Raw genomic sequence first — 18,028 nt, 5'->3', positions numbered from 1 at the left:
TGCGACGTAAAGGCGCCATAAGCAGATGGCCGAACGAATGACGACGTCCCTTCGAAGCCCGCACAAGGTGTCGGACCGAGTGCGCCGGATCCGCCGGTTACCCGTACAGGTGAGCTTGGCATCGCCGCGCATGGTGGCCCTTTCCGTACGGAATGAACTCAAGGTTGCCAACGTCACCGTGAGTGACCATCCTGCCCGTGGGAGTGCTGTGATGACCGGCGTGGACTCTGTAGGGACCTGCCCCTTCCGCCATGACGAGGCCCTTGAACCGGACCCCTTCATGACCCGGATGCGCCTGGAGGCACCCGTCGCCCGGGTACGTATGCCGTACGGCGAGGGTGACTGCTGGCTGGTGACCCGGTACGAGGACGTGAGGACCGTCACCTCGGACCGCCGCTTCAGCAGGGCCGCCCTGATCGGGCAGGACTTCCCCCGGATCACTCCGGCGCCCATCGCGCAGTCCGAGTCGATCAACCTCATGGACCCGCCCGCGCTCAACAGGGTGCGCAGGCTCATCACGAAGGCGTTCACCACCCCGCAGGTGGAGGCGCTGCGCCCGTGGACCCAGCGGACCGTGGACGCTCTGCTGGACACCATGGCCAAGGGCGGCGCGCCGGCGGACATCGCCGACCATCTCGCGGACCGGCTTCCACTGATGACGATCTGCGAGCTGCTGGACGTACCGGAGGCGGACCGTCCGCAACTCCGGCAGCGCGCCATGGACATGATGTCCATGAACGCCGCGGACCGGAATTCGGCGGTCGAGGCGAAGGCATGGCTGCGGGCCTACTTCTCCGAGCTGACGGCCGAGCGGCGGCGGAACCCCGGCGAGGACCTGATCAGCGGCCTCGCCAGCGCGCGCATCGGTGAGGAGACGCTCGACGCGGACGAACTCGCCGTTCTGGCCATGCTCCTGGTGATCACCGGGCACGACACCACCACGTACAACATCAGCAACATCGTCTACACGCTGCTGACCCAGCCCGAGCGCGCGGCCGAGCTGCGCGCCCGTCCCGAACTGCTCCCGAAGGCCCTTGAGGAGCTGCTGCGCTACATCCCCTTCCGCCAGGGCGTCGGCATCCCCCGCGTCGCCACCGAGGACGTCGACTTCGACGGTGTCGTCATCAAGGCCGGCGACACGGTCCATGTCTCCTATCTGACGGCCAACCGTGACGAACTCGCCTACGACCGGCCGGACGAGCTCGACTTCCACCGCGAGAACCCCGCCGTGCACATGACCTTCGGGTACGGCAGCCACCACTGTCTGGGCGCGCACCTCGCGCGCATGGTGCTCCAAGTCGCCATCGGCACACTGCTCACCCGTTTCCCCGACCTTCGTCTGGCCGTCCCGGCGGAGGAGGTGCGGTGGAACACCGTCTCGATCTGGCGATACCCGCTCGCCCTGCCGGTCACCTGGTAAGGAGCTGATCATGGCAACTCTGTGCAGGCCCGCCATCGCCGTCCCCGAGCATGTCATCACGCTGGAACAGACCGTGGAACTGGCACGGGAGCTCCACCCCGACCACCCGCAGCTCGAACTCGCCGTACGGCTCATCACCAACACCGGTGTCCGGACCAGACGTCTGGTGCAGCCCATCGAGACGACGCTCGAGCACCCCGGCTTCACCACCCGTAACGCCGTGTACGAGGCCGAGGCGAAGACACGCGTACCGGAAGCGGTGCTGCGGGCCCTCGGCAACGCCGAACTGACGCCGCGGGACATCGACATGATCGTCTATGTGTCGTGCACCGGCTTCATGATGCCCTCGATGACCGCCTGGCTCATCAACACCATGGGCTTCAGGTCGGAGACCCGTCAGCTGCCCATCGCCCAGCTGGGCTGCGCGGCGGGCGGCGCGGCCATCAACCGCGCGCACGACTTCTGCTCCGCGTACCCGCGGGCGAACGTGCTGATCGTGTCCTGCGAGTTCTGCTCGCTCTGCTACCAGCCGACGGACCTCGCGGTGGGCAACCTGCTCTCCAACGGGCTCTTCGGGGACGCCGTCGCCGCCGCGGTCGTCCGGGGAGAGGGAGGCACCGGCGTACGTCTTGAGCAGAACGGCTCCCATCTGGTGCCCGACACGGAGGACTGGATCTCCTACGCGGTCCGTGACACCGGGTTCCACTTCATGCTCGACAAGCGCGTGCCCGGCACGATGTCCGTACTGGCGCCCGCCATGCGGGAGATGGCGGAGCCGCACGACTGGGACGTGTCGGGGCTGGACTTCTACATCGTGCACGCCGGCGGTCCCCGGATCCTGGACGATCTCTGCCAGTACCTCGACGTACCGGCGGAGAAGTTCCGCTACAGCAGGGCGACCCTCACCGAGCGCGGCAACATCGCGAGCGCCGTCATCTTCGACGCGCTCGACCGGTTCTTCGAGGACGGCGGCGCCGAGCACGGAGCGCGCGGGGTGATCGCCGGCTTCGGTCCCGGCATCACGGCCGAACTGACCCTGGGCACCTGGTCCGTGGCCGGTCAGGAGAGCGGTCGGATCGAGCGCGAAGTGATCCTTCCGGCGCCGGTCCTGATGGCGGGGTCGGACGCGGCCGGCTGATCCGGGGCTTTCCGGCCGCTGTCCCCCTTGGGTGCCGGACGGGACCATCGTCCCGTCCGGCACCTCGCCGAGGACCGGCCCCCGCCGCTATCTCGGCCCGCCGATGCTCAAGCCCGGGCCCGGCGGCCGCTCGTCCCTGTCGTGCGGCATCAGTTCGATCTCGACGCGGTGCAGGCTCTCGCGCGCCGCCGTCCCGCCCGCCTCCGCGGTGACGACGCCGATGTTCAGACCTCCCCGCCCGGTGCCCTCGCGCCGCACCTGCACGGAGAACTCGACGTGCACCCGCTCCACCCGGAACTGGAGTCTGCTCTCCCGGCCGCCCCGCTGTGCCTCCTCCAGCTCCTCGCGGATCCGGCCGATCACCTCGGCGAGACCGACGGTCTCCGCGCCGTCGTGTCCACCACGTGCGCCACGCGCGCCCATTTCGACCCCCTCGTCACACAGCGGGGGTCAATTGTCACACCCCGTGGTTATTGTTGAGCAGTATGAGCCAGCTGGACACCACATCCAACTCTCCGTCGCAGGACGGCCCTTGGCGGGTCCGGCTGGTCGAGGGGGAGACCCGCGACGCCGCACCGCTCGGCGCGGGGGTGCTGCTGCCCGGCGGACTGGTGCTCACCTGCGCCCATGTGGTGCTGTCCAAACCCCGTCGCGGGACGGACAGTTCCTGGGGAGCCGGCCGGCGCGACGAGCGGCCCCGGCCGCTCGACGTGGTGTACGCGGAGTTCCCCGGCTCACCCGCGGACCCTCCCCTGCGGCTGCGCGCCGAGGTGCTGACCGACCATCTCAGGCCGCCCACCTCGCACTTCAGCGCCGACATGGCGCTGCTGCGGCTGGCAGCCGTGCCTCCGGTGGAGACCGCCGTACTGCACCGACAGATCCCGGCGCGAAACGAACCGGTGCACTCCGTGGGCTATCCCGACGAGCTCCCCGGCGGGGAGATCATCAACGCCCGGCTGATGGGGCGCGGCGGTCCCGGGCGGTTTCCCGAGTGGGTCCAGCTCGACCCGGACGGCGGGTCGTACGCGGTTCGCCACGGGTACAGCGGCAGCGGGGTGGTCCACACCCGCTCCGGCGGGGTCATCGGCATCATGGTGCACCAGTTCGGCACCGAGCGGTTCCCGGTCGCGGTGAGCCACGCCTATATGATCCCGACCGAGACGATCCTGCGTCATCTCTCGGTCCTGCGGCAGCCGACGCCCGGTCACCGGCCGGCCCTTCGGGTGACGGGCACCACCGCCCTCTCGGACACCATCCCGCGCAATCCGCCGAGGAGCGACTCCAACCGCGCCCAGGGACTGCGCCGCAAGGTGACCCACTGGCTGATCGGCGCGGCTCCGGCGCCGGGCTCGGCCGCTCCCCGGGCCTCGGACGCCGCGTCGGGCGCGGACCCCGCCTCCCGCAGGCATGTCGCGGCGGAGCCGGTGGAGCTGATGTTCGCCCGGGGCGACCGTCCGGACGACATGTCGGCGATCCACGCCACGCTCAACCTCGCCGACCGCGAGCGCACTCCGCGCGTGCAGGGCCCTGGCGACACCACGGAGCCGCCGGTCGGCTCGATCGACATCGCCGTGGACGCGGCGGGTCTGACCGCCGGCCAGCTGGTGGGCCTCACCGCCGACCGCCTCGGTCTCACCGGCCCGGCGGCGTCCGTCGCACCGGGCGGACCTGGAGCGGCCCACGGACCGCCGGGGGGACCCGGCGCGCCCTACGGACCGGCCGGATCCGACGATCCGGAGGAGCACGAAGGCGTGCTCACCAGGATCGCCGCCGACAGCCCGACGATCTCCGCCGCCTTCCTGTCGGTCGACCGGACGGCACCGACGGGAGAGGCGGTCTTCCCGCTGCTCGCGGCGTTACGGGAGCGCCGTCAAACCCGGCTCCTGCTGGTCTTCCGCGACCCGGCGTCCCCCTTGCTCGAACTCGTCGTGGCGGGACTCCTCGACGACGGGTGGGCCGAGCGCCGCACGGCCGCCGTCGCGGCGCGCCTCGACGTGCTCGCCGAGCTGGAGAGAAGGTTCCGCAGGCTGTACGCGCGCCCGGGAGCCAGGCCCATCACCGACGCGCCACGACCGGCCCACCCGCAACTGACCGCCAGGCTGCGCGAGTTGCGCGCCGAGGACGGAGGCGTGCCCCACAGGAGCCCGGCCCTCGCGTACGACCTGTTCCTGCTGGACATCGCCGTGGAGGACGCGGTGCGGCGGACCGGATCCGCCGTCCAGCTTCTGGACCGTCCCTACTCACCGGGTGAGTACGTGGTGAATCCGCCCGGTGACGGTCTCACCGATCTGCCGCACATCAGCGTCGGGGATCCGGACGCGTTCGTGGAGCCCCAGCAGGACGCCGGGCTCGTACGGGGCCAGGAGCTGCACCAGCAGTACCGGGTGGTCGGGCTGCTCGGCGAGGGCAGCAACGGACAGGTGTATCTCGCCCGGGACCAGATGCTGGAGAGCCGCCCCGTCGCCCTGAAGGGCGTACGGGACCCCGACGACCCGACCGACCGGCGGATCTCCCGGCTGGAGCTGCTCCGGCTGGTCAGCCTCAACCACCCCTCGATCATCAAGGTCTTCAACTACGCGAGGCATCCCGGCCACCCCGACCGGCCCGAACACCCGGCGAACAACGCCCGGTTCATCGTGATGGAGTTCGCCGACGGGGCTCCGCTGAAGTGGGTGGCCGAACAGATCAAGCAGAACGCGGAGCCGTTCGCCGGCTACCGCGTCCATGAGTTCATCGCCGCGTACGGACTGCGCATCCTGAACGCGCTCAGCTATCTGCACGACGAGGAGCACTTCGTCTACGGCGACCTGTCCCTGACCAATGTCATGCACTGCGGCAACGGCATCAAACTCATCGATGTCGCGGGCGTGCGGAAACCGGGGCACGCGGGCCCGGTCACCTTCGCCGCTCCCGAGCTGGGCACCACCACGGAGGTGACCGTCGCGGCCGATCTGTACGCGGTCGGTGCCGTCCTCCAGGAGTTGCTCGACCAGGTTCCCGGACGCGCCGCGGACCTCGGGACGACCTCTCTCCAACGGGTTCTGGACCGCGCCCAGGCCCCCAGTCCCAAGGACCGGTTCGCCCGCGCGCAGGAGATGGCGGTCCAGCTCCGGGGTGTGCTGCGGGAGCTGCGCTCGCTACGGCTGGACGAGGAGACGTTCGAGCCGTCCCCGGTGTTCTCGGGCGCGCCCGCGGCGCTCGACGGCGAACTCGGCAAGGCGCCCCCGCTCGAACAGTGGCGGCACGGCGGCACGGACAAACGCCCGCTGACGATAGGGCCGCCGAGGCCCGCCGAGGTGGCCGTGGGGCTGCCCGCCCCCAAGCCGAACCCCCAGGACGACAACTGGCAGCGGCTGCGGCGGACGTCGTACGACGATCCGGTCGGGCTGCTCCAGAAGAGCGCCGACTGGAAGCTCACGCCCGAACTGGCTCTGCTGCGCTGCCGTCTGCATCTGGCCGTCGCCCGGCACGAGTCGGCCGACACGGGCGGACAACTGGTCCTGGCGGCGGCCGAGTTGAAGCGGGCCGGGCGCGCCGTCGGCGCCCTGGCGGAGTACGACTGGCGACTGCGCTGGCACGAGGGTCTGCTCCATCTCGCCAGGGACGACGTGAAGTCGGCGCTGCTCTCCTTCGACCAGGTCTACGCGGCGATCCCCGGGGAGTACGCGCCCAAGCTCGCCCTCGGTTACTGCCACGAGGTCCTGGGCCGGCCACGTGAGGCGATGGTCTTCTACGGCGCGGTGTGGAAACGCAACCACGCGCTGGGCGGCGCCGCGTTCGGTCTGGCCCGGATCCATCTGGCCGAAGGCGACAGCCGGCTCGCGCTCGGCCAGTTGGAGGCCGTCCCCGCCGACTCCCGGCACCGCACCGCCGCACGCACGGGCATGGCCCGTATCCACGCCGAGGCCCCGGCCGGCGGCGGGCCGCCGACGGTGAGCGCCGCCGCGAAGGCGTGCGAGGCGCTGCACCAGCTGGCCAGGGACGAGGGTCTGACGGACCGTCAGGCCCACGAGCGGCTGCGCACCGATCTGCTGGAGCTGCTCCTCCGGCTGGTCACGACCGACCAGGAGTCCGACCCGCTGCGGAAGCTCCGCGAGGCGCTGCCCAAGGACATCGCCGTTCCCTGCACCGAGCGCGAGCTGCGCGAACAGCTCGCGGCGAGCTATCTGCGGCTCTCCAAACAGGTACCGCACACGGCCCTGCGTGAACACACCGCCCTGGAGGAGGCCCTGCTCGACAACGCGTACCGCACCCGGCCGTTCGGCTTCACCCACAGCAGGCGCGACCACGACCGGGATCCGGTCCGCGGCTGGCGCCTCGGACGGCTGCGCGGCCGGCTGCGCGGCGGGCGGACCGAGCCGCCGGCCGCGCCGGAGATCGACGGACGCGTCGACGTCGCCGAGGCCGGGGAGCGCTGATGCGGCGACGCCGGTTCACCGTGCCCGGGTGGCTCCGGCCCGCCGTCACGGCGGTGAGAGGGGGCCTGCGGACCGTGTGGCGCTCCCTGTGGCTGCCCCTGTGGCGCCGGTCCTCCGGCCGTACGCCCACGGGCACGCGACGGCACACCGCGCCGTTCATGTTCAGCCGCATGCTGCTGCTTCCCGCGCTCTCGCTGACGGTCCTGGCACTGGCCGGCACGGCGTATCTCGACGTGCACGGCCGTACGGAACAGCTGCGTGAGCGCTACGCCCCGGCCCTGGTCGAACTGGCCCATGCCCGGACGTCGTTGGAGCTCGCGGACGACGAGGCGGCGCTGCGGCTCGGCAGAGGCAGGGCGGCGCCGCCGCCCCAGACCGATCTCGTCAGGCTCGGTGAGAAGTACCCGTCCCTGTTGACGGAGGCGGCGCAGAGTCTCAACAACGCGGCGCAGACGAAGGCACTCCGCACCGATCAGGAGCAGGAGGTCCGTGTGGTGTCGGGGCTGGTGGTGGCGTACGACTCCTGGATCGGCTGGGCGGACAGCCACCACAAGAACGCGGCGCTGCGCAACGCCGGGCTGGAGTACGCCCGGAGCCTGCTGCGGGACACGGGCAGCCCCGACGAGCCCACGGCCGTGATCAATCGCATCCTGGCCCTCGAAGACGAACTGGAGGGCGACATCGCGGAGTTGTCGGGCTGGACCTCGCTGTCGGCGGTGACGGCGTCGGCCGCCCTGCTGACGGCGCTGCTCTTCGCCTTCGTCGTCGTCGGCACGCTCGACTTCGTCCGGGCTCAACTGCGCGTGCATCCGTGGCTGTTGACGCTGTACGCGCTGCCGGTCCCGCTGGTCCTGGGGGTCCTGCTGCTCGGCGGGCTCGGCCAGCAGCACGCACAGCGGGAAGTGCGCCGGGCGGGCACCCAACTCGCCGCGGTGCAGGCGACCCCAGGGGCCGATCCGCGGATCGAGTCGCTGGACGAGCAGTTGGCCGTCGACCTGCGCGGGACCCACCCCGGCGCGTGGGTGCTCGCCGCCGAACTCTCCCTGGCGGTCGGCGCGGTGGGGGCGGTGGCGGGCGGCTTCACCCTGTTCCACTACGGCCGCAGACACCTGCAGATCTTCTGGAGGACGCCATGAGGACCCCGTACCGGCTGGTCCGGTCGGTGCTGGCGGGCGCGCTGCTCGCCGGGGTGGCCATGGTGTCGGGGGGCTGCGCGGCCGAGGAGCAGCCCTCGTTGGTCGTTCTCGGTCCCTGGACGGACGGCGAGGAGAGGTCGTTCAAGAAGACGCTGGCGAAGATAGGCGAGCGGACGGGCCGGCATTACGTGTACAAGGGCACCCGCTCCCTGCGCGAGACGCTGGTCGCGCAGTTGCGGACCGACGCGCCGCCCGACGTGGCCATCCTCAACGGCCCCGGCGAGCTGGCCGAGTACGCGCGCGACGGCGACGCGTACCCGCTGCCCCCGGAGGTGGAGCACGCGGCCATAGGGCCCTGGGCGCCCGACGTCACCACCGTCGGCAAGGACACGACGATGGGAGAGCGGGCGTACTGGGTGCCGATCCGGGTGGACCTCAAGTCCATCGTCTGGAGCAGGGGCGGCGAGCGGGACGCGACGCCCGAGGACGCCGTGTGGTGTCTGGGCATGGCGTCCGGCGCGACATCGGGATGGCCGGGGACGGACTGGATCGAGGACCTGCTCCTCCAGCGACAGGGCTACGAGGTGTACGAGCGGTGGGCGACCGGCAAGCTGCCATGGACCGGGAAGGAGGTGCGACAGGCCTGGCTGGACTGGGCCTCCGTGCTCGCCTCCGACAGGCCCACGAACGCGGTGGACTCACTCACCAAGAACTTCGAGAACCTGAGGGCGGGCAGGTACGGACTGTTGAACGCGAAAGACTGCACCCGCGAGCATCAGGGTTCCTTCATCGGCCGGCACTACGGCCCCGACGTCATGCCCGCTCCGACCTCGGACTTCATCGACTGGCTACCGAAGGACCAGCGTGCCTTCGAGGTCTCGGGCGACATGGCCGCGGTCTTCAAACCGAGCGCCGGCGCGTGGGAGCTGATGCTGGCCCTGACGTCGCCGGAGACCCGGACCGACTGGGTCGAGGCGGCGGATCCGCGGGAGCGGCCGCACTTTCCCTCGGGTGCGCTGGGCATGACGGGAAAGCATGCCCCGACCGGGAGTTCGGCTGCGGTGCTGACGATGCTCGACGAAGCGGATCAGATCTGCCTGGACGCCTCCGACGCCATGCCGTCGACGCTGCGGGGTGCCTTCCAGCGGGCCGTACTGCAATTCCTGGAGGATCGGGAGAAAACGGAGGCGCTGGATCGGCTGCTCGGGCAACTGGAGGCGGAGCGGACGTTGCAGAGGAAGGCCGACGCGTTCGTGCTGGACGATCTGTGCGACGTGCCGCCGGGCGGCTAGGGCGTCTGCGCCCAGGGCGCCCGGCGGCCGATGTCGCGGTCGGGACCGGGGTCACGGTCGCGGTCGTGGCCGCTGATACGGCCGGTGCCCCGATCGGGGTCTCCGCGCACCGGCGGCGGTCAGGGCGTGATGGCGATGTTCGTCAGGCCCCGGCCGCCGGTCACGGTGTTGTTCGAGTGCACGGTCGTCCGGCAACTCGCCGTGTCGGCGGTCACGTTGATCGCCAGCTGCTTGTCACCGGTGGCGCCACTGAGATCCGACCTGTTGCCCCGGAAGACCGTGCCGCAGCCCCACCCCGACTGCTGGGTGTGGGTCTCGAAGCCGTTGTTCGTGGTGTTCTTCCCGGTGTTGTTCTCGACGAGCGTGTTGTTGCCCTTCACATCGACCCAGGAGTCGTCGAAGTTGGCACCGGTCAGCCCCCGCCCGTCGAAGGTATTGCCGATAATCTTCGCACCGGTGGTGCCTTCCTTGATGTCGATGGCCTCGCCGCCGACATCGGGCCCGATGGTGTTGCCGATGATCTGCGCGTTGTCGCTCTTGTCGGACGTACCGCCCGCCGAGCCGACATAGACGCCCTCGCCCATCCCCCGGCCGTCGTTGCCGGTGTTGTAGATCCGCGAGTTCTTGATAATGCCGTCACGGCTGGTGTTACGGAAGTGGACACCCTCCATGTCCAGGTCGTGCACGACCACGGAGTCGATCACGACGCCGTTGGCGCTGTCCGCCATGATCCCCTTCTGGGCGCCGGTGAGGGTGATGCCCTTGACGGTCCAGTACGAGGCGCCGTTGAGATGCAGCACATAGCCGCCGCCCGCGCTGAGCACGGCCTTCTCCGAACCGGTGAGCGTGATACGGGAGTTGGCGGTGCCGGCGACCAGCGCCTTGAAGTTTCCCGTGTAGGAGCCGTCGGCGAGCTGGATCGTGTCGCCCGGGCGGGCGGCGGTGAGCGCCGACTTCAACTCGGCGGCGGTCTTCACATTGATGACGGCGGCATGGGCGGGGGTGACGGTCGCGGACAGCACACCGGCCGTCGTGGCAACGGCGAGGAGGGTGGGGAGCAGCCTTCGAGCACGCATCGCAAGCGCCTTCCTGCGGAGTGTGGGGTCGCATATGCGAACAGGGAACGAGCTTGTGAACAGGGGAGCCGAGTGGCCACCGTAGGGACACCGATCGACCGCGTCAAGGTCCATACCAATCAGGGTCCGTCAGCCTTCCTGCCCCCGATGCGCGCGCTCGAACACTCGGACAGGCCCCGGCGCGGGACACCACCGACACTCCGATGCCACACTTGCTTGCAGTATGCGCACGACCGATCGTACTTTTACGGCATGACTACTGTGGCAAATGCCCTCACCGAGGAGACCGATCCCTTCTGCCTCTCACCGGAGCGTGCCGTACGGCTCCTGGCCGGTTCGCCGTGGCGGCGATACGCGGTGGCCGGCGACAGCCTGGCCGCCGGGACCGGGGACCCGAGTCCCGGTTACGCGAACACGCCCTGGGCGGACCGGGTCGCCGATGTCCTGCGCCGTCTCCGTCCCGAACTGGCCTATCTGAACACCGGCACGATCGGAGCCACGGCCGCCGACACGCTGGCCCACCAGCTGGACGAGATCGTCGCGTTCCGCCCGGATCTGGTCCATGTCTCCTGCGGCGCCAACGACTTGTTCCGCCGGCGGCCCGACTTCGGTATCGCGGAGCGCACGGCGCGTCAGGTCCTCGAGCTGGCGGCGGGTACCGGGGCGCGGCTGACGACGTTCACGCTCGGCAGGGCCTTCGACGTACCCGCCATCCCCGATTTCCCCCGACGGGTGCGGACCCTCAACGACATCACGCGCCGCCTGGCGGCCGAATTCGACGTGCTGGTGGTCGACATGTGGGACCACCCGCTCAACGCGCGGCCGGAGTTGCTGAGCGCCGACCGTATCCACTTCTCCACATCCGGCCAGGCGGTGATCGCGGCCGAGATGGTGAAGGGACTCGCGGGCGTGCTCCACCGGGCGGGTGCGGCGGAAGGGCGGCCCGTCGCCGTGGCGCGCCGCCCCTCGGCGCTGCGTCAGCCCTCGACGTCCCCCGGCGACTCGTAACGCGCCGGGTCCGAAGAGGCCGGGCGCCGCCGTTCCGGGGACCGGTCTCAGGGCGGGCCGAGTCCCTCGCGGGCCCGGCGTTCCTGGACGAGGCGCACCGCCATCGCGCCGTCGCCCACCGCCGCCGCCACGCGCTTGACCGAGCCGCCGCGTACGTCGCCGGCGGCGAACACCCCGGTGAGCGCCGTCTCCAGCATCAGCGGAGCCGGGGTCAGCGCCCGCCGGGGCACCGGGCTCGTCGACGCGAGGGCGTCGGGTCCGCAGAGGACGAAGCCGCGTTCGTCCAGGGGAAGCGTGCCCCGGAGCCAGCCGGTGTGGGGCCTGACACCGATGAAGACGAAGAGCGCGCCCACCCTCGTACGGCTCGACTCCCCCGTGCGATTGTCCTCGACGGTGAGCTCTTCGAGGGAGTTCCGCCCGTGCGCCTCGCGGACCTCGGTGTGCGGGCGCACATCGACGCGCGGGTGGCGTTCGATCTGGTCCACCAGATAGCGCGACATGGAGGCGCCCAACTCTCCCCCGCGCAGGAGTAGTTGGACGCGGGGGGTGAACCCGGCGAGGAAGAGCGCCGCATGGCCCGCCGCGTTGCCGCCGCCGACCACCGCGACCGGTTGCTCGCCGCACCGGCGGACCTCCTCCAGCGTGGCGGCGTAGTGGACGCTCCCGCCCTCGAGCCGCTCGACGCCCGGGGCGGTCAGCCTGCGGTAGTGCGCGCCGGTGGCCACCACGATGTGGTGGCCGGCCGCCTCCGTACCGTCGGCGAAGGTGACGACGTAATGGCCGTCGCTCTCGCGCAGCGCGATCGCCTTGGCGGGCACGGTGACGGCCGCGCCGAACTTCCGTGCCTGGACGACGGCGCGTTCCGCGAGTCCCCCGCCGGAGATGCCGGTGGGGAAGCCCAGATAGTTCTCGATCCGCCCCGACGTGGCGGCCTGTCCGCCGGTGGCGACGCTGTCGACCATCGCGGTGGTCAGACCCTCCGACGCGCCGTAGACCGCAGCGGCGAGTCCGGCCGGTCCGGCGCCGACGACCAGCAGATCGCGGACGGTGTCGGACGGCACGCCGGTCGCGGGCAGGCCGATGAGCGTGGCCAGTTGGGCGTTGCCGGGGTTGCGCAGGAGGTGCCGGCCGCCCCACAGGACGACGGGGGTCTGCTCGGGTGTGATGCCGAAACGGCTCAGGAGCGCGTCGGCGGCATGGTCGCGTTCCAGATCGGTCCAGCGGTGCGGCACCTGGTTGCGGGCGGCGAACTCGCGCAGTCTGCGGCTGTCCGGGGAGTAGCCGGACCCGATGATCTGGAAGCCGACGCCCTCCCCGACGTGCATCTCACGGCGGACGAGACAGGCCTGGAGGACGAGGTCCCCGAAGCCCGGTTCGCGGGTGACGAGTTCGCGCAGCATCTCCACGGGAAGGGCGAGCACGTCGCAGGGTTCGCGGGCGGTCACGGTGTAGAAGGCGGCCCGGCCTTCGAGGAGGCCGAGTTCGCCGAGGAACCGGCCGGGTCCATGGACCCGGATCTCCTGTTCGTCCGGGCTCCCCGGGCCTTTCACGACGACGACCGAACCGCTCAGGATCACCAGGAACCGCTCGCAGGTCCGCCCTTCCACGAAGAGCCGTTCGCCCTGCTCGAAGAAGCGGCGGGCACCGTACGGGGCGAGGACGTCGATCTGTTCGGAGGTCAGCCGGGGGTAGGCGCCGTGGAGATCGGGGGTCTCGTCGGGGGGCGGCGCGGGCAACCGCCCTGTGGACGCCGGGACTTCGACGCCGGGGATCTCGTCGGCGTGCCCCCGGCCGACGGGCACTTCGCTCCCGGGCGCGTCGTCGGCGGGCATCAGACGAGCGCCTCGTGGAGATAGCACCAGCGCCAGTTCTGGCGCGGCACATAGGGCTCGACGATCGGATGCCCGTCCGCGCGCGCGTGATGACGGGCGTGCCTGAGCGGCGAGGAGTCGCAGCATCCGACGTGCCCGCAGGTCAGACAGAGACGCAGCTGGACCCAGGGGGTACCCAGCCGCAGGCACTCCTCGCACCCTTCGGGGGTGAGCGGCTCGACGGATCGCACCATGGACAGATGCGGGTCGACTCCGATGCTCATGGTGCTCACTCCTTCTGCTGTCGGGCGGCCTCGCGGTCCGCGACGGCCCCTCGCACCCAGGACCGCAGCGCGGCCGCCGGTGCCGCGCCCGCCTGGCGGGCGATGACCTCGCCGCCGTCCATGACGAGCAGCGTGGGCACGGCCTGCACCTCGAAGCGGGCGGCGATGCCGGGCGACCGGTCGATGTCGACCTTGACGAGTTTGATCTCCCCGGCGAGCTCCTGGGCGACCTGTTCCAGGGCGGGGCTCACCGTGCGGCAGGGCCCGCACCAGACGGCCCAGAGGTCCACGAGGACGTAGGGGCCCGGCCGTTCGGCGATCCGGGCGAAGTCGTCGTCGCCCGCGTCGGCGATCCAGGGCAGCGCGTGGTGGCAGTTGCCGCAGTTCGGCGTGGAGTCAGCCTCGGACGGCACCCGGTTCCTGCGTCCGCAGTTCGGGCAGACGGTGACCCGCGACTCCTTGGTCCCGGGGTCCGTGACGGGCGATTCCATAGTGTTCACGCTCCCTGTCCGACGGTCTCGCGTGGCCTGCTGCCGGCGAAGGTGACGACGAGTTCGCCGTTCTGGGCGTCGACCAGGATCGTCGCGCCGTCCTCGACGTCACCGCGCAGCAGCGCCCGGCCGATGAGGGTCTCGACCTCGTGGGAGATGTACCGGCGCAGCGGTCTGGCGCCGTAGACGGGGTCGAAGCCCTGGTGGGCGATGAGTTCGCGGGCGCCCGGAGTGAGGTCGACGCTGATCCGGCGCTCCGCGAGGCGCCCGCGCAGTTCGTTGAACTGAAGCTCCACGATGCGCTCGATCTGTTCCAGACCCAGCGGCTGGAACAGCACGATGTCGTCCACCCGGTTGAGGAACTCGGGGCGGAAGTGGGCGCGTAGCTCCGCCATCACCAGATCGCGGGCGTCGGGCTTGATCTCGCCGTCGGCGGTGGCGCCGTCGAGGAGATGGGACGACCCGATGTTGGACGTCATGATGATCACCGTGTTGCGGAAGTCGACCATCCGGCCCTGCGCGTCGGTGATGCGGCCGTCGTCCAGGATCTGCAGGAGGGTGTTGAAGACGTCCGCGTGGGCCTTCTCGATCTCGTCGAACAGGACGACGGAGTACGGCTTGCGGCGTACGGCCTCCGTGAGCTGGCCTCCCTCCTCGTACCCGACGTAACCGGGAGGCGCGCCGACGAGCCGGCTGACCGTGTGCCGCTCCTGGTACTCGCTCATGTCGAGACGGACCATGTTCTCCTCGGAGTCGAAGAGCGCGGCGGCGAGGGTCTTGGCGAGTTCGGTCTTTCCCACTCCGGTCGGTCCGAGGAAGATGAACGACCCGATGGGCCTGCGGGGGTCGCGGATACCGGACCGGGCCCGGATGATCGCGTCGGCCACCAGCTGGACGGCCTCGTCCTGGCCGATGACGCGCTCCTGGAGTATCTCGTCCAGGCGCAGCAGCTTCTCGCGTTCGCCTTCCTGGAGCCGGGCGACGGGGATGCCGGTCCAGACGGCGACGATGTCGGCGATCTCGTCCTCGGTGACCACCTCGCGGAGCAGCCGGGTCTCCCCCTGTTTGGCGGCGAGTTGTTCCTCCTCGGCGGCGAGCCGGCGTTCGAGTTCGGTGATCCGCCCGTAGCGCAGTTCGGCGGCCCGGTCGAGGTCGTAGTTCCGTTCGGCCTCCTCCGCCTCGCGCCGTATCTGTTCCAGTTCCTGGCGCAGGTCCTGGACGCGCCGGATGGCCTGGCGCTCGGCCTCCCACTGCGCCTGTGAGGCATCGGCCTCACCGCGCAGATCGGCGAGTTCGCGGCGCAGTTCGGTGAGCCGGGCCTCGCTGGCGGCGTCCTCCTCCTTGGAGAGCGCGGCCTCCTCGATCTCCAGGCGGGTGACGCGGCGGGTGATCTCGTCCAGCTCGGCGGGCATGGAGTCGATCTCGGTACGCAGCCGGGCGCAGGCCTCGTCGACGAGATCGATGGCCTTGTCGGGGAGGAAGCGGTCGGAGATGTAGCGGTGGCTGAGCGTGGCAGCCGCCACCAGGGCGGTGTCCTGGATCCGTACGCCGTGGAAGACCTCCAGACGCTCGCGCAGTCCGCGGAGGATGGAGACGGTGTCCTCGACGCTCGGCTCGTCGACCAGCACCTGCTGGAAGCGCCGTTCGAGCGCGGCGTCGGACTCCACGCGTTTGCGGTACTCGTCCAGGGTGGTGGCGCCGATCATATGGAGTTCGCCGCGGGCCAGCATGGGCTTGAGCATGTTGCCCGCGTCCATGGCTCCCTCGGGGCCGCCTCCGGCGCCGACGACGGTGTGCAGTTCGTCGACGAAGAGCAGGATCCGCCCGGCGGCGGCCCTGACCTCGCCGAGCACGGCCTTGAGCCGTTCCTCGAACTCGCCCCGGTACTTGGCGCCGGCGACCAGCGCCCCCATGTCGAGGGAGAAGACGGTCTTGTCACGCAGCCCTTCCGGGACGTCGCCCCGCACGATGCGCTGGGCGAGTCCTTCGACGATGGCTGTCTTTCCGACGCCGGGGTCGCCGATGAGGACCGGGTTGTTCTTCCGTTTGCGGCTGAGTATCTGGGTGACGCGGCGGATCTCGGCGTCGCGGCCGATCACCGGGTCGAGCGTGCCGTCGCGTGCCTCGGCGACCAGGTCGCGGCCGTACTTCTCCAGGGCCTCGTACGCCCCTTCGGGGGTCGCAGACGTCACGCGCTGGTTGCCGCGGACCCGGGTGAGCGCGCCCAGGAACGCCTCCTTGGTGAGGCCGTGTTCCTTCAGGAGGCGTCCGGCGGAACTCGCCGAGCCCTCGTCGACGAGCGCGAGCACGAGATGCTCGACGGAGACGTACTCGTCCTTGAGCCGGTGTGCCTCCTGTTCGGCGCTGTCCAGCAGCCGGCCGAGGCGCTGGGTGACGAAGACCTGGCCGGGTGCGGCTCCCGGGCCGGTGCTCCGGGGCCGGCGGGAGAGATCGGCCTCCACGGCGGTGCGCAGGTCTGCGGTGTCGGTGCCCGCCTGGTCGAGCAGCCTGGGCACGAGGCCGTCCCGCTGGTCGAGGAGCGCGAGGAGCAGATGCTCGCCGTCGGTCTCGTTCTGCCCGAGGCGTACGGCCACGGTCTGGGCGTCCTGCAGCGCTTCCTGGGACTTCTGCGTGAGCCGGTTCATGTCCATGGCGGCTGATCACTCCTGGTGTCTCGGCGGCGCAGGGCGGTTTCGAGACGGCTGATGCGGTCGAGGAGGTCGACCACGACGCCGAGCGAGGCGTAGTTGAGGCACAGGCCGGTCCGCAGCCGCTCCATCCTGGCGAGTTCCAGCGGGGCGCTCTCGGCGAACCTGAGCCGGCCGGACGCCTCGCGACGGGCGTCCAGCAGGCCGAGGGCGACGAACTTGCGGACGGCGTCGGGGTGCATGCCCGAGCGGCGGGCGACGGTCTCCAGGGAGAGTCCGGGAAGCGGCGCCAGCGCGTAGACGGCGCGCGTACGGGGGTGGGCCGGACGGCGCGGTGGAGGGGTCATGACGTCCTCCTCGGGTCGAAGTCGGAGACCTTCGCCAGCTCTTCGAAGAGGTCGCGCTCACGGTCGGTGGGGTGCGGCGGCACCATGATCCGCAGCTCCGCGTAGAGGTCGCCGTCCTTGCCGCGCGGGTTGGGCAGTCCCTCGCCGCGCAGCCTCAGCCTTCGCCCGCCGGAGGAACCGGCCGGGACGGACACCTTGGCGGTCCCGTGCGGTGTGGTGACGGGAAGGGTGGCGCCGAGCGCCGCTTCCCAGGGGGAGAGCGCCAGTTGGACGGTGAGGTCGCGGCCGTCGACCCGGTAGGCGTCGTGCGGGGCGAGACGTACGCGCAGATACAGGTCACCGGGCGGCGCGCTGCCGCTGCCCCGGCCGCCCTGCCCGGCGAGGCGGATCCGCTGCCCCTCGGTGACGCCGCGCGGGATGTTGACCTCGTAGGAACGGCTGCCGTCGGGACCGGAGAGGGTGAGACTGCGCCGGCCGCCCTGGTACGCGTCCTCGACGGTGAGCACCAGTTCGGTCTCCTGGTCGGCGCCGGGCACGCGGCCCCTTGCCCCGCCGCCGAAGATGCCGCCGAAGAGATCTTCGAAGTCGACGCCGGGCCCCCCGGAACCGGAGGAGCCCGGTGATCCCCCGAAGGGGCCGCCACCGCCGTAACCGGGTCCGGAAGGCCCTGGTCTTCCCCTCCCCGCTCCGGTTCCGGCCCGGGTGCCGGCCCCCACGCGCTCGTCGTAGTCCTCGGGTATCTTCCGGAAGTCCGCGCCGAACCGGTCGTAGCGCGCCCGGGTCTTCGGGTCGGACAGCACGCTGTAGGCCTCGTTCAGCTCCTTGAAGCGTTCCTCGGCGCCGGGTTCCTTGTTGATGTCGGGGTGGTACTTGCGGGCGCGGGCGCGGTACGCCTGCTGGATCTCCTCGGTGCTGGCGGTGCGCGGCACGCCGAGGGCTTCGTAGAGGTCCACTGCCAT

14 protein-coding genes are annotated in these 18,028 nt (G+C 70.9%); 6 read left to right on the top strand and 8 right to left on the bottom strand.

The window, feature by feature from the left end; genetic code table 11:
• Window positions 1–211 precede the first annotated feature (211 nt).
• Window positions 212–1,420 carry a cytochrome P450 gene (locus ACFWU9_RS06145; protein WP_384315190.1) on the top strand — a complete coding sequence of 403 codons (1,209 nt, stop codon included), beginning with the start codon at window positions 212–214 and terminating at the stop codon, window positions 1,418–1,420.
• A gap of 10 nt (window positions 1,421–1,430) precedes the next feature.
• Window positions 1,431–2,558: a type III polyketide synthase gene (locus ACFWU9_RS06140; RefSeq protein ID WP_384315189.1), complete on the top strand. Its 1,128-nt coding sequence runs from the start codon at window positions 1,431–1,433 to the stop codon at window positions 2,556–2,558.
• A gap of 87 nt (window positions 2,559–2,645) precedes the next feature.
• On the opposite strand, the gene ACFWU9_RS06135 is transcribed toward ACFWU9_RS06140, so the two are convergent.
• A complete protein-coding gene (locus ACFWU9_RS06135) occupies window positions 2,646–2,981 on the bottom strand; it encodes a trypco2 family protein (protein WP_384315188.1) in 336 nt (111 codons plus the stop codon).
• Window positions 2,982–3,043: 62 nt separating this feature from the next.
• Between ACFWU9_RS06135 and ACFWU9_RS06130 the strand changes: the two genes are divergently transcribed.
• From ACFWU9_RS06130 to ACFWU9_RS06120, 3 genes are read left to right on the top strand one after another with little or no spacing between them, the layout of a single operon-like run.
• The gene (locus tag ACFWU9_RS06130; protein ID WP_384315187.1) at window positions 3,044–6,976 is read left to right on the top strand and encodes a tetratricopeptide repeat protein; all 3,933 of its coding nucleotides are present in this window, start codon (window positions 3,044–3,046) and stop codon (window positions 6,974–6,976) included.
• Entirely contained in the window at window positions 6,976–8,112 is a 1,137-nt protein-coding gene (locus ACFWU9_RS06125) for a hypothetical protein (RefSeq protein ID WP_384315186.1), read from the top strand. The genes ACFWU9_RS06130 and ACFWU9_RS06125 overlap by 1 nt, the downstream gene beginning before the upstream one ends.
• Complete coding sequence (locus ACFWU9_RS06120; protein WP_384315185.1) at window positions 8,109–9,404, top strand: hypothetical protein; 1,296 nt, start codon at window positions 8,109–8,111, stop codon at window positions 9,402–9,404. Before ACFWU9_RS06125 ends, ACFWU9_RS06120 begins: the two co-directional genes overlap by 4 nt.
• Window positions 9,405–9,523: 119 nt before the next feature.
• Here the strand turns inward: ACFWU9_RS06120 and ACFWU9_RS06115 are convergent, their stop codons facing one another.
• A complete protein-coding gene (locus ACFWU9_RS06115; RefSeq protein ID WP_384315184.1) occupies window positions 9,524–10,480 on the bottom strand; it encodes a nitrous oxide reductase family maturation protein NosD in 957 nt (318 codons plus the stop codon).
• A gap of 252 nt (window positions 10,481–10,732) precedes the next feature.
• Between ACFWU9_RS06115 and ACFWU9_RS06110 the strand changes: the two genes are divergently transcribed.
• Window positions 10,733–11,488 (top strand): SGNH/GDSL hydrolase family protein, encoded by a 756-nt coding sequence (locus tag ACFWU9_RS06110; RefSeq protein WP_384315183.1) that lies wholly within the window; start codon window positions 10,733–10,735, stop codon window positions 11,486–11,488.
• 47 nt (window positions 11,489–11,535) lie between these two features.
• On the opposite strand, the gene ACFWU9_RS06105 is transcribed toward ACFWU9_RS06110, so the two are convergent.
• Genes ACFWU9_RS06105 through ACFWU9_RS06080 form a run of 6 tightly spaced genes read right to left on the bottom strand, consistent with a single transcriptional unit; the run spans window position 11,536 to window position 18,028 of the window.
• On the bottom strand, window positions 11,536–13,320 hold the full coding sequence (locus ACFWU9_RS06105) for an FAD-dependent oxidoreductase (protein WP_384315182.1): 1,785 nt from the start codon (window positions 13,318–13,320) through the stop codon (window positions 11,536–11,538).
• Window positions 13,320–13,583 carry a UBP-type zinc finger domain-containing protein gene (locus ACFWU9_RS06100; protein ID WP_384315181.1) on the bottom strand — a complete coding sequence of 88 codons (264 nt, stop codon included), beginning with the start codon at window positions 13,581–13,583 and terminating at the stop codon, window positions 13,320–13,322. Before ACFWU9_RS06100 ends, ACFWU9_RS06105 begins: the two co-directional genes overlap by 1 nt.
• Window positions 13,584–13,588: 5 nt before the next feature.
• Window positions 13,589–14,074 carry a thioredoxin gene (gene trxA, locus ACFWU9_RS06095; RefSeq protein ID WP_384315180.1) on the bottom strand — a complete coding sequence of 162 codons (486 nt, stop codon included), beginning with the start codon at window positions 14,072–14,074 and terminating at the stop codon, window positions 13,589–13,591.
• A gap of 5 nt (window positions 14,075–14,079) precedes the next feature.
• The gene (gene clpB / locus ACFWU9_RS06090; protein ID WP_384315179.1) at window positions 14,080–16,725 is read right to left on the bottom strand and encodes an ATP-dependent chaperone ClpB; all 2,646 of its coding nucleotides are present in this window, start codon (window positions 16,723–16,725) and stop codon (window positions 14,080–14,082) included.
• On the bottom strand, window positions 16,716–17,069 hold the full coding sequence (locus ACFWU9_RS06085; RefSeq protein WP_384315178.1) for a chaperone modulator CbpM: 354 nt from the start codon (window positions 17,067–17,069) through the stop codon (window positions 16,716–16,718). Before ACFWU9_RS06085 ends, clpB begins: the two co-directional genes overlap by 10 nt.
• Complete coding sequence (locus ACFWU9_RS06080; RefSeq protein WP_384315177.1) at window positions 17,066–18,028, bottom strand: DnaJ C-terminal domain-containing protein; 963 nt, start codon at window positions 18,026–18,028, stop codon at window positions 17,066–17,068. Before ACFWU9_RS06080 ends, ACFWU9_RS06085 begins: the two co-directional genes overlap by 4 nt.

Source organism: Streptomyces sp. NPDC058653 (genome assembly GCF_042716895.1).
Classification (GTDB): domain Bacteria; phylum Actinomycetota; class Actinomycetes; order Streptomycetales; family Streptomycetaceae; genus Streptomyces.
Note: the sequence above shows the minus strand (reverse complement) of the source record. Positions and strands in the feature narration are given on the sequence as shown.

Coding starts and splice junctions, on each gene's coding strand:
- ACFWU9_RS06085 (WP_384315178.1), bottom strand. CDS start 17,069: ATGACCCCTCCACCGCGCCGTCCGGCCCACCCCCGTACGCGCGCCGTC.
- ACFWU9_RS06115 (WP_384315184.1), bottom strand. CDS start 10,480: ATGCGTGCTCGAAGGCTGCTCCCCACCCTCCTCGCCGTTGCCACGACG.
- ACFWU9_RS06120 (WP_384315185.1), top strand. CDS start 8,109: ATGAGGACCCCGTACCGGCTGGTCCGGTCGGTGCTGGCGGGCGCGCTG.
- ACFWU9_RS06105 (WP_384315182.1), bottom strand. CDS start 13,320: ATGCCCGCCGACGACGCGCCCGGGAGCGAAGTGCCCGTCGGCCGGGGG.
- clpB (WP_384315179.1), bottom strand. CDS start 16,725: ATGGACATGAACCGGCTCACGCAGAAGTCCCAGGAAGCGCTGCAGGAC.
- ACFWU9_RS06110 (WP_384315183.1), top strand. CDS start 10,733: ATGACTACTGTGGCAAATGCCCTCACCGAGGAGACCGATCCCTTCTGC.
- ACFWU9_RS06145 (WP_384315190.1), top strand. CDS start 212: ATGACCGGCGTGGACTCTGTAGGGACCTGCCCCTTCCGCCATGACGAG.
- ACFWU9_RS06125 (WP_384315186.1), top strand. CDS start 6,976: ATGCGGCGACGCCGGTTCACCGTGCCCGGGTGGCTCCGGCCCGCCGTC.
- ACFWU9_RS06080 (WP_384315177.1), bottom strand. CDS start 18,028: ATGGCAGTGGACCTCTACGAAGCCCTCGGCGTGCCGCGCACCGCCAGC.
- ACFWU9_RS06130 (WP_384315187.1), top strand. CDS start 3,044: ATGAGCCAGCTGGACACCACATCCAACTCTCCGTCGCAGGACGGCCCT.
- ACFWU9_RS06140 (WP_384315189.1), top strand. CDS start 1,431: ATGGCAACTCTGTGCAGGCCCGCCATCGCCGTCCCCGAGCATGTCATC.
- trxA (WP_384315180.1), bottom strand. CDS start 14,074: ATGGAATCGCCCGTCACGGACCCCGGGACCAAGGAGTCGCGGGTCACC.
- ACFWU9_RS06135 (WP_384315188.1), bottom strand. CDS start 2,981: ATGGGCGCGCGTGGCGCACGTGGTGGACACGACGGCGCGGAGACCGTC.
- ACFWU9_RS06100 (WP_384315181.1), bottom strand. CDS start 13,583: ATGAGCATCGGAGTCGACCCGCATCTGTCCATGGTGCGATCCGTCGAG.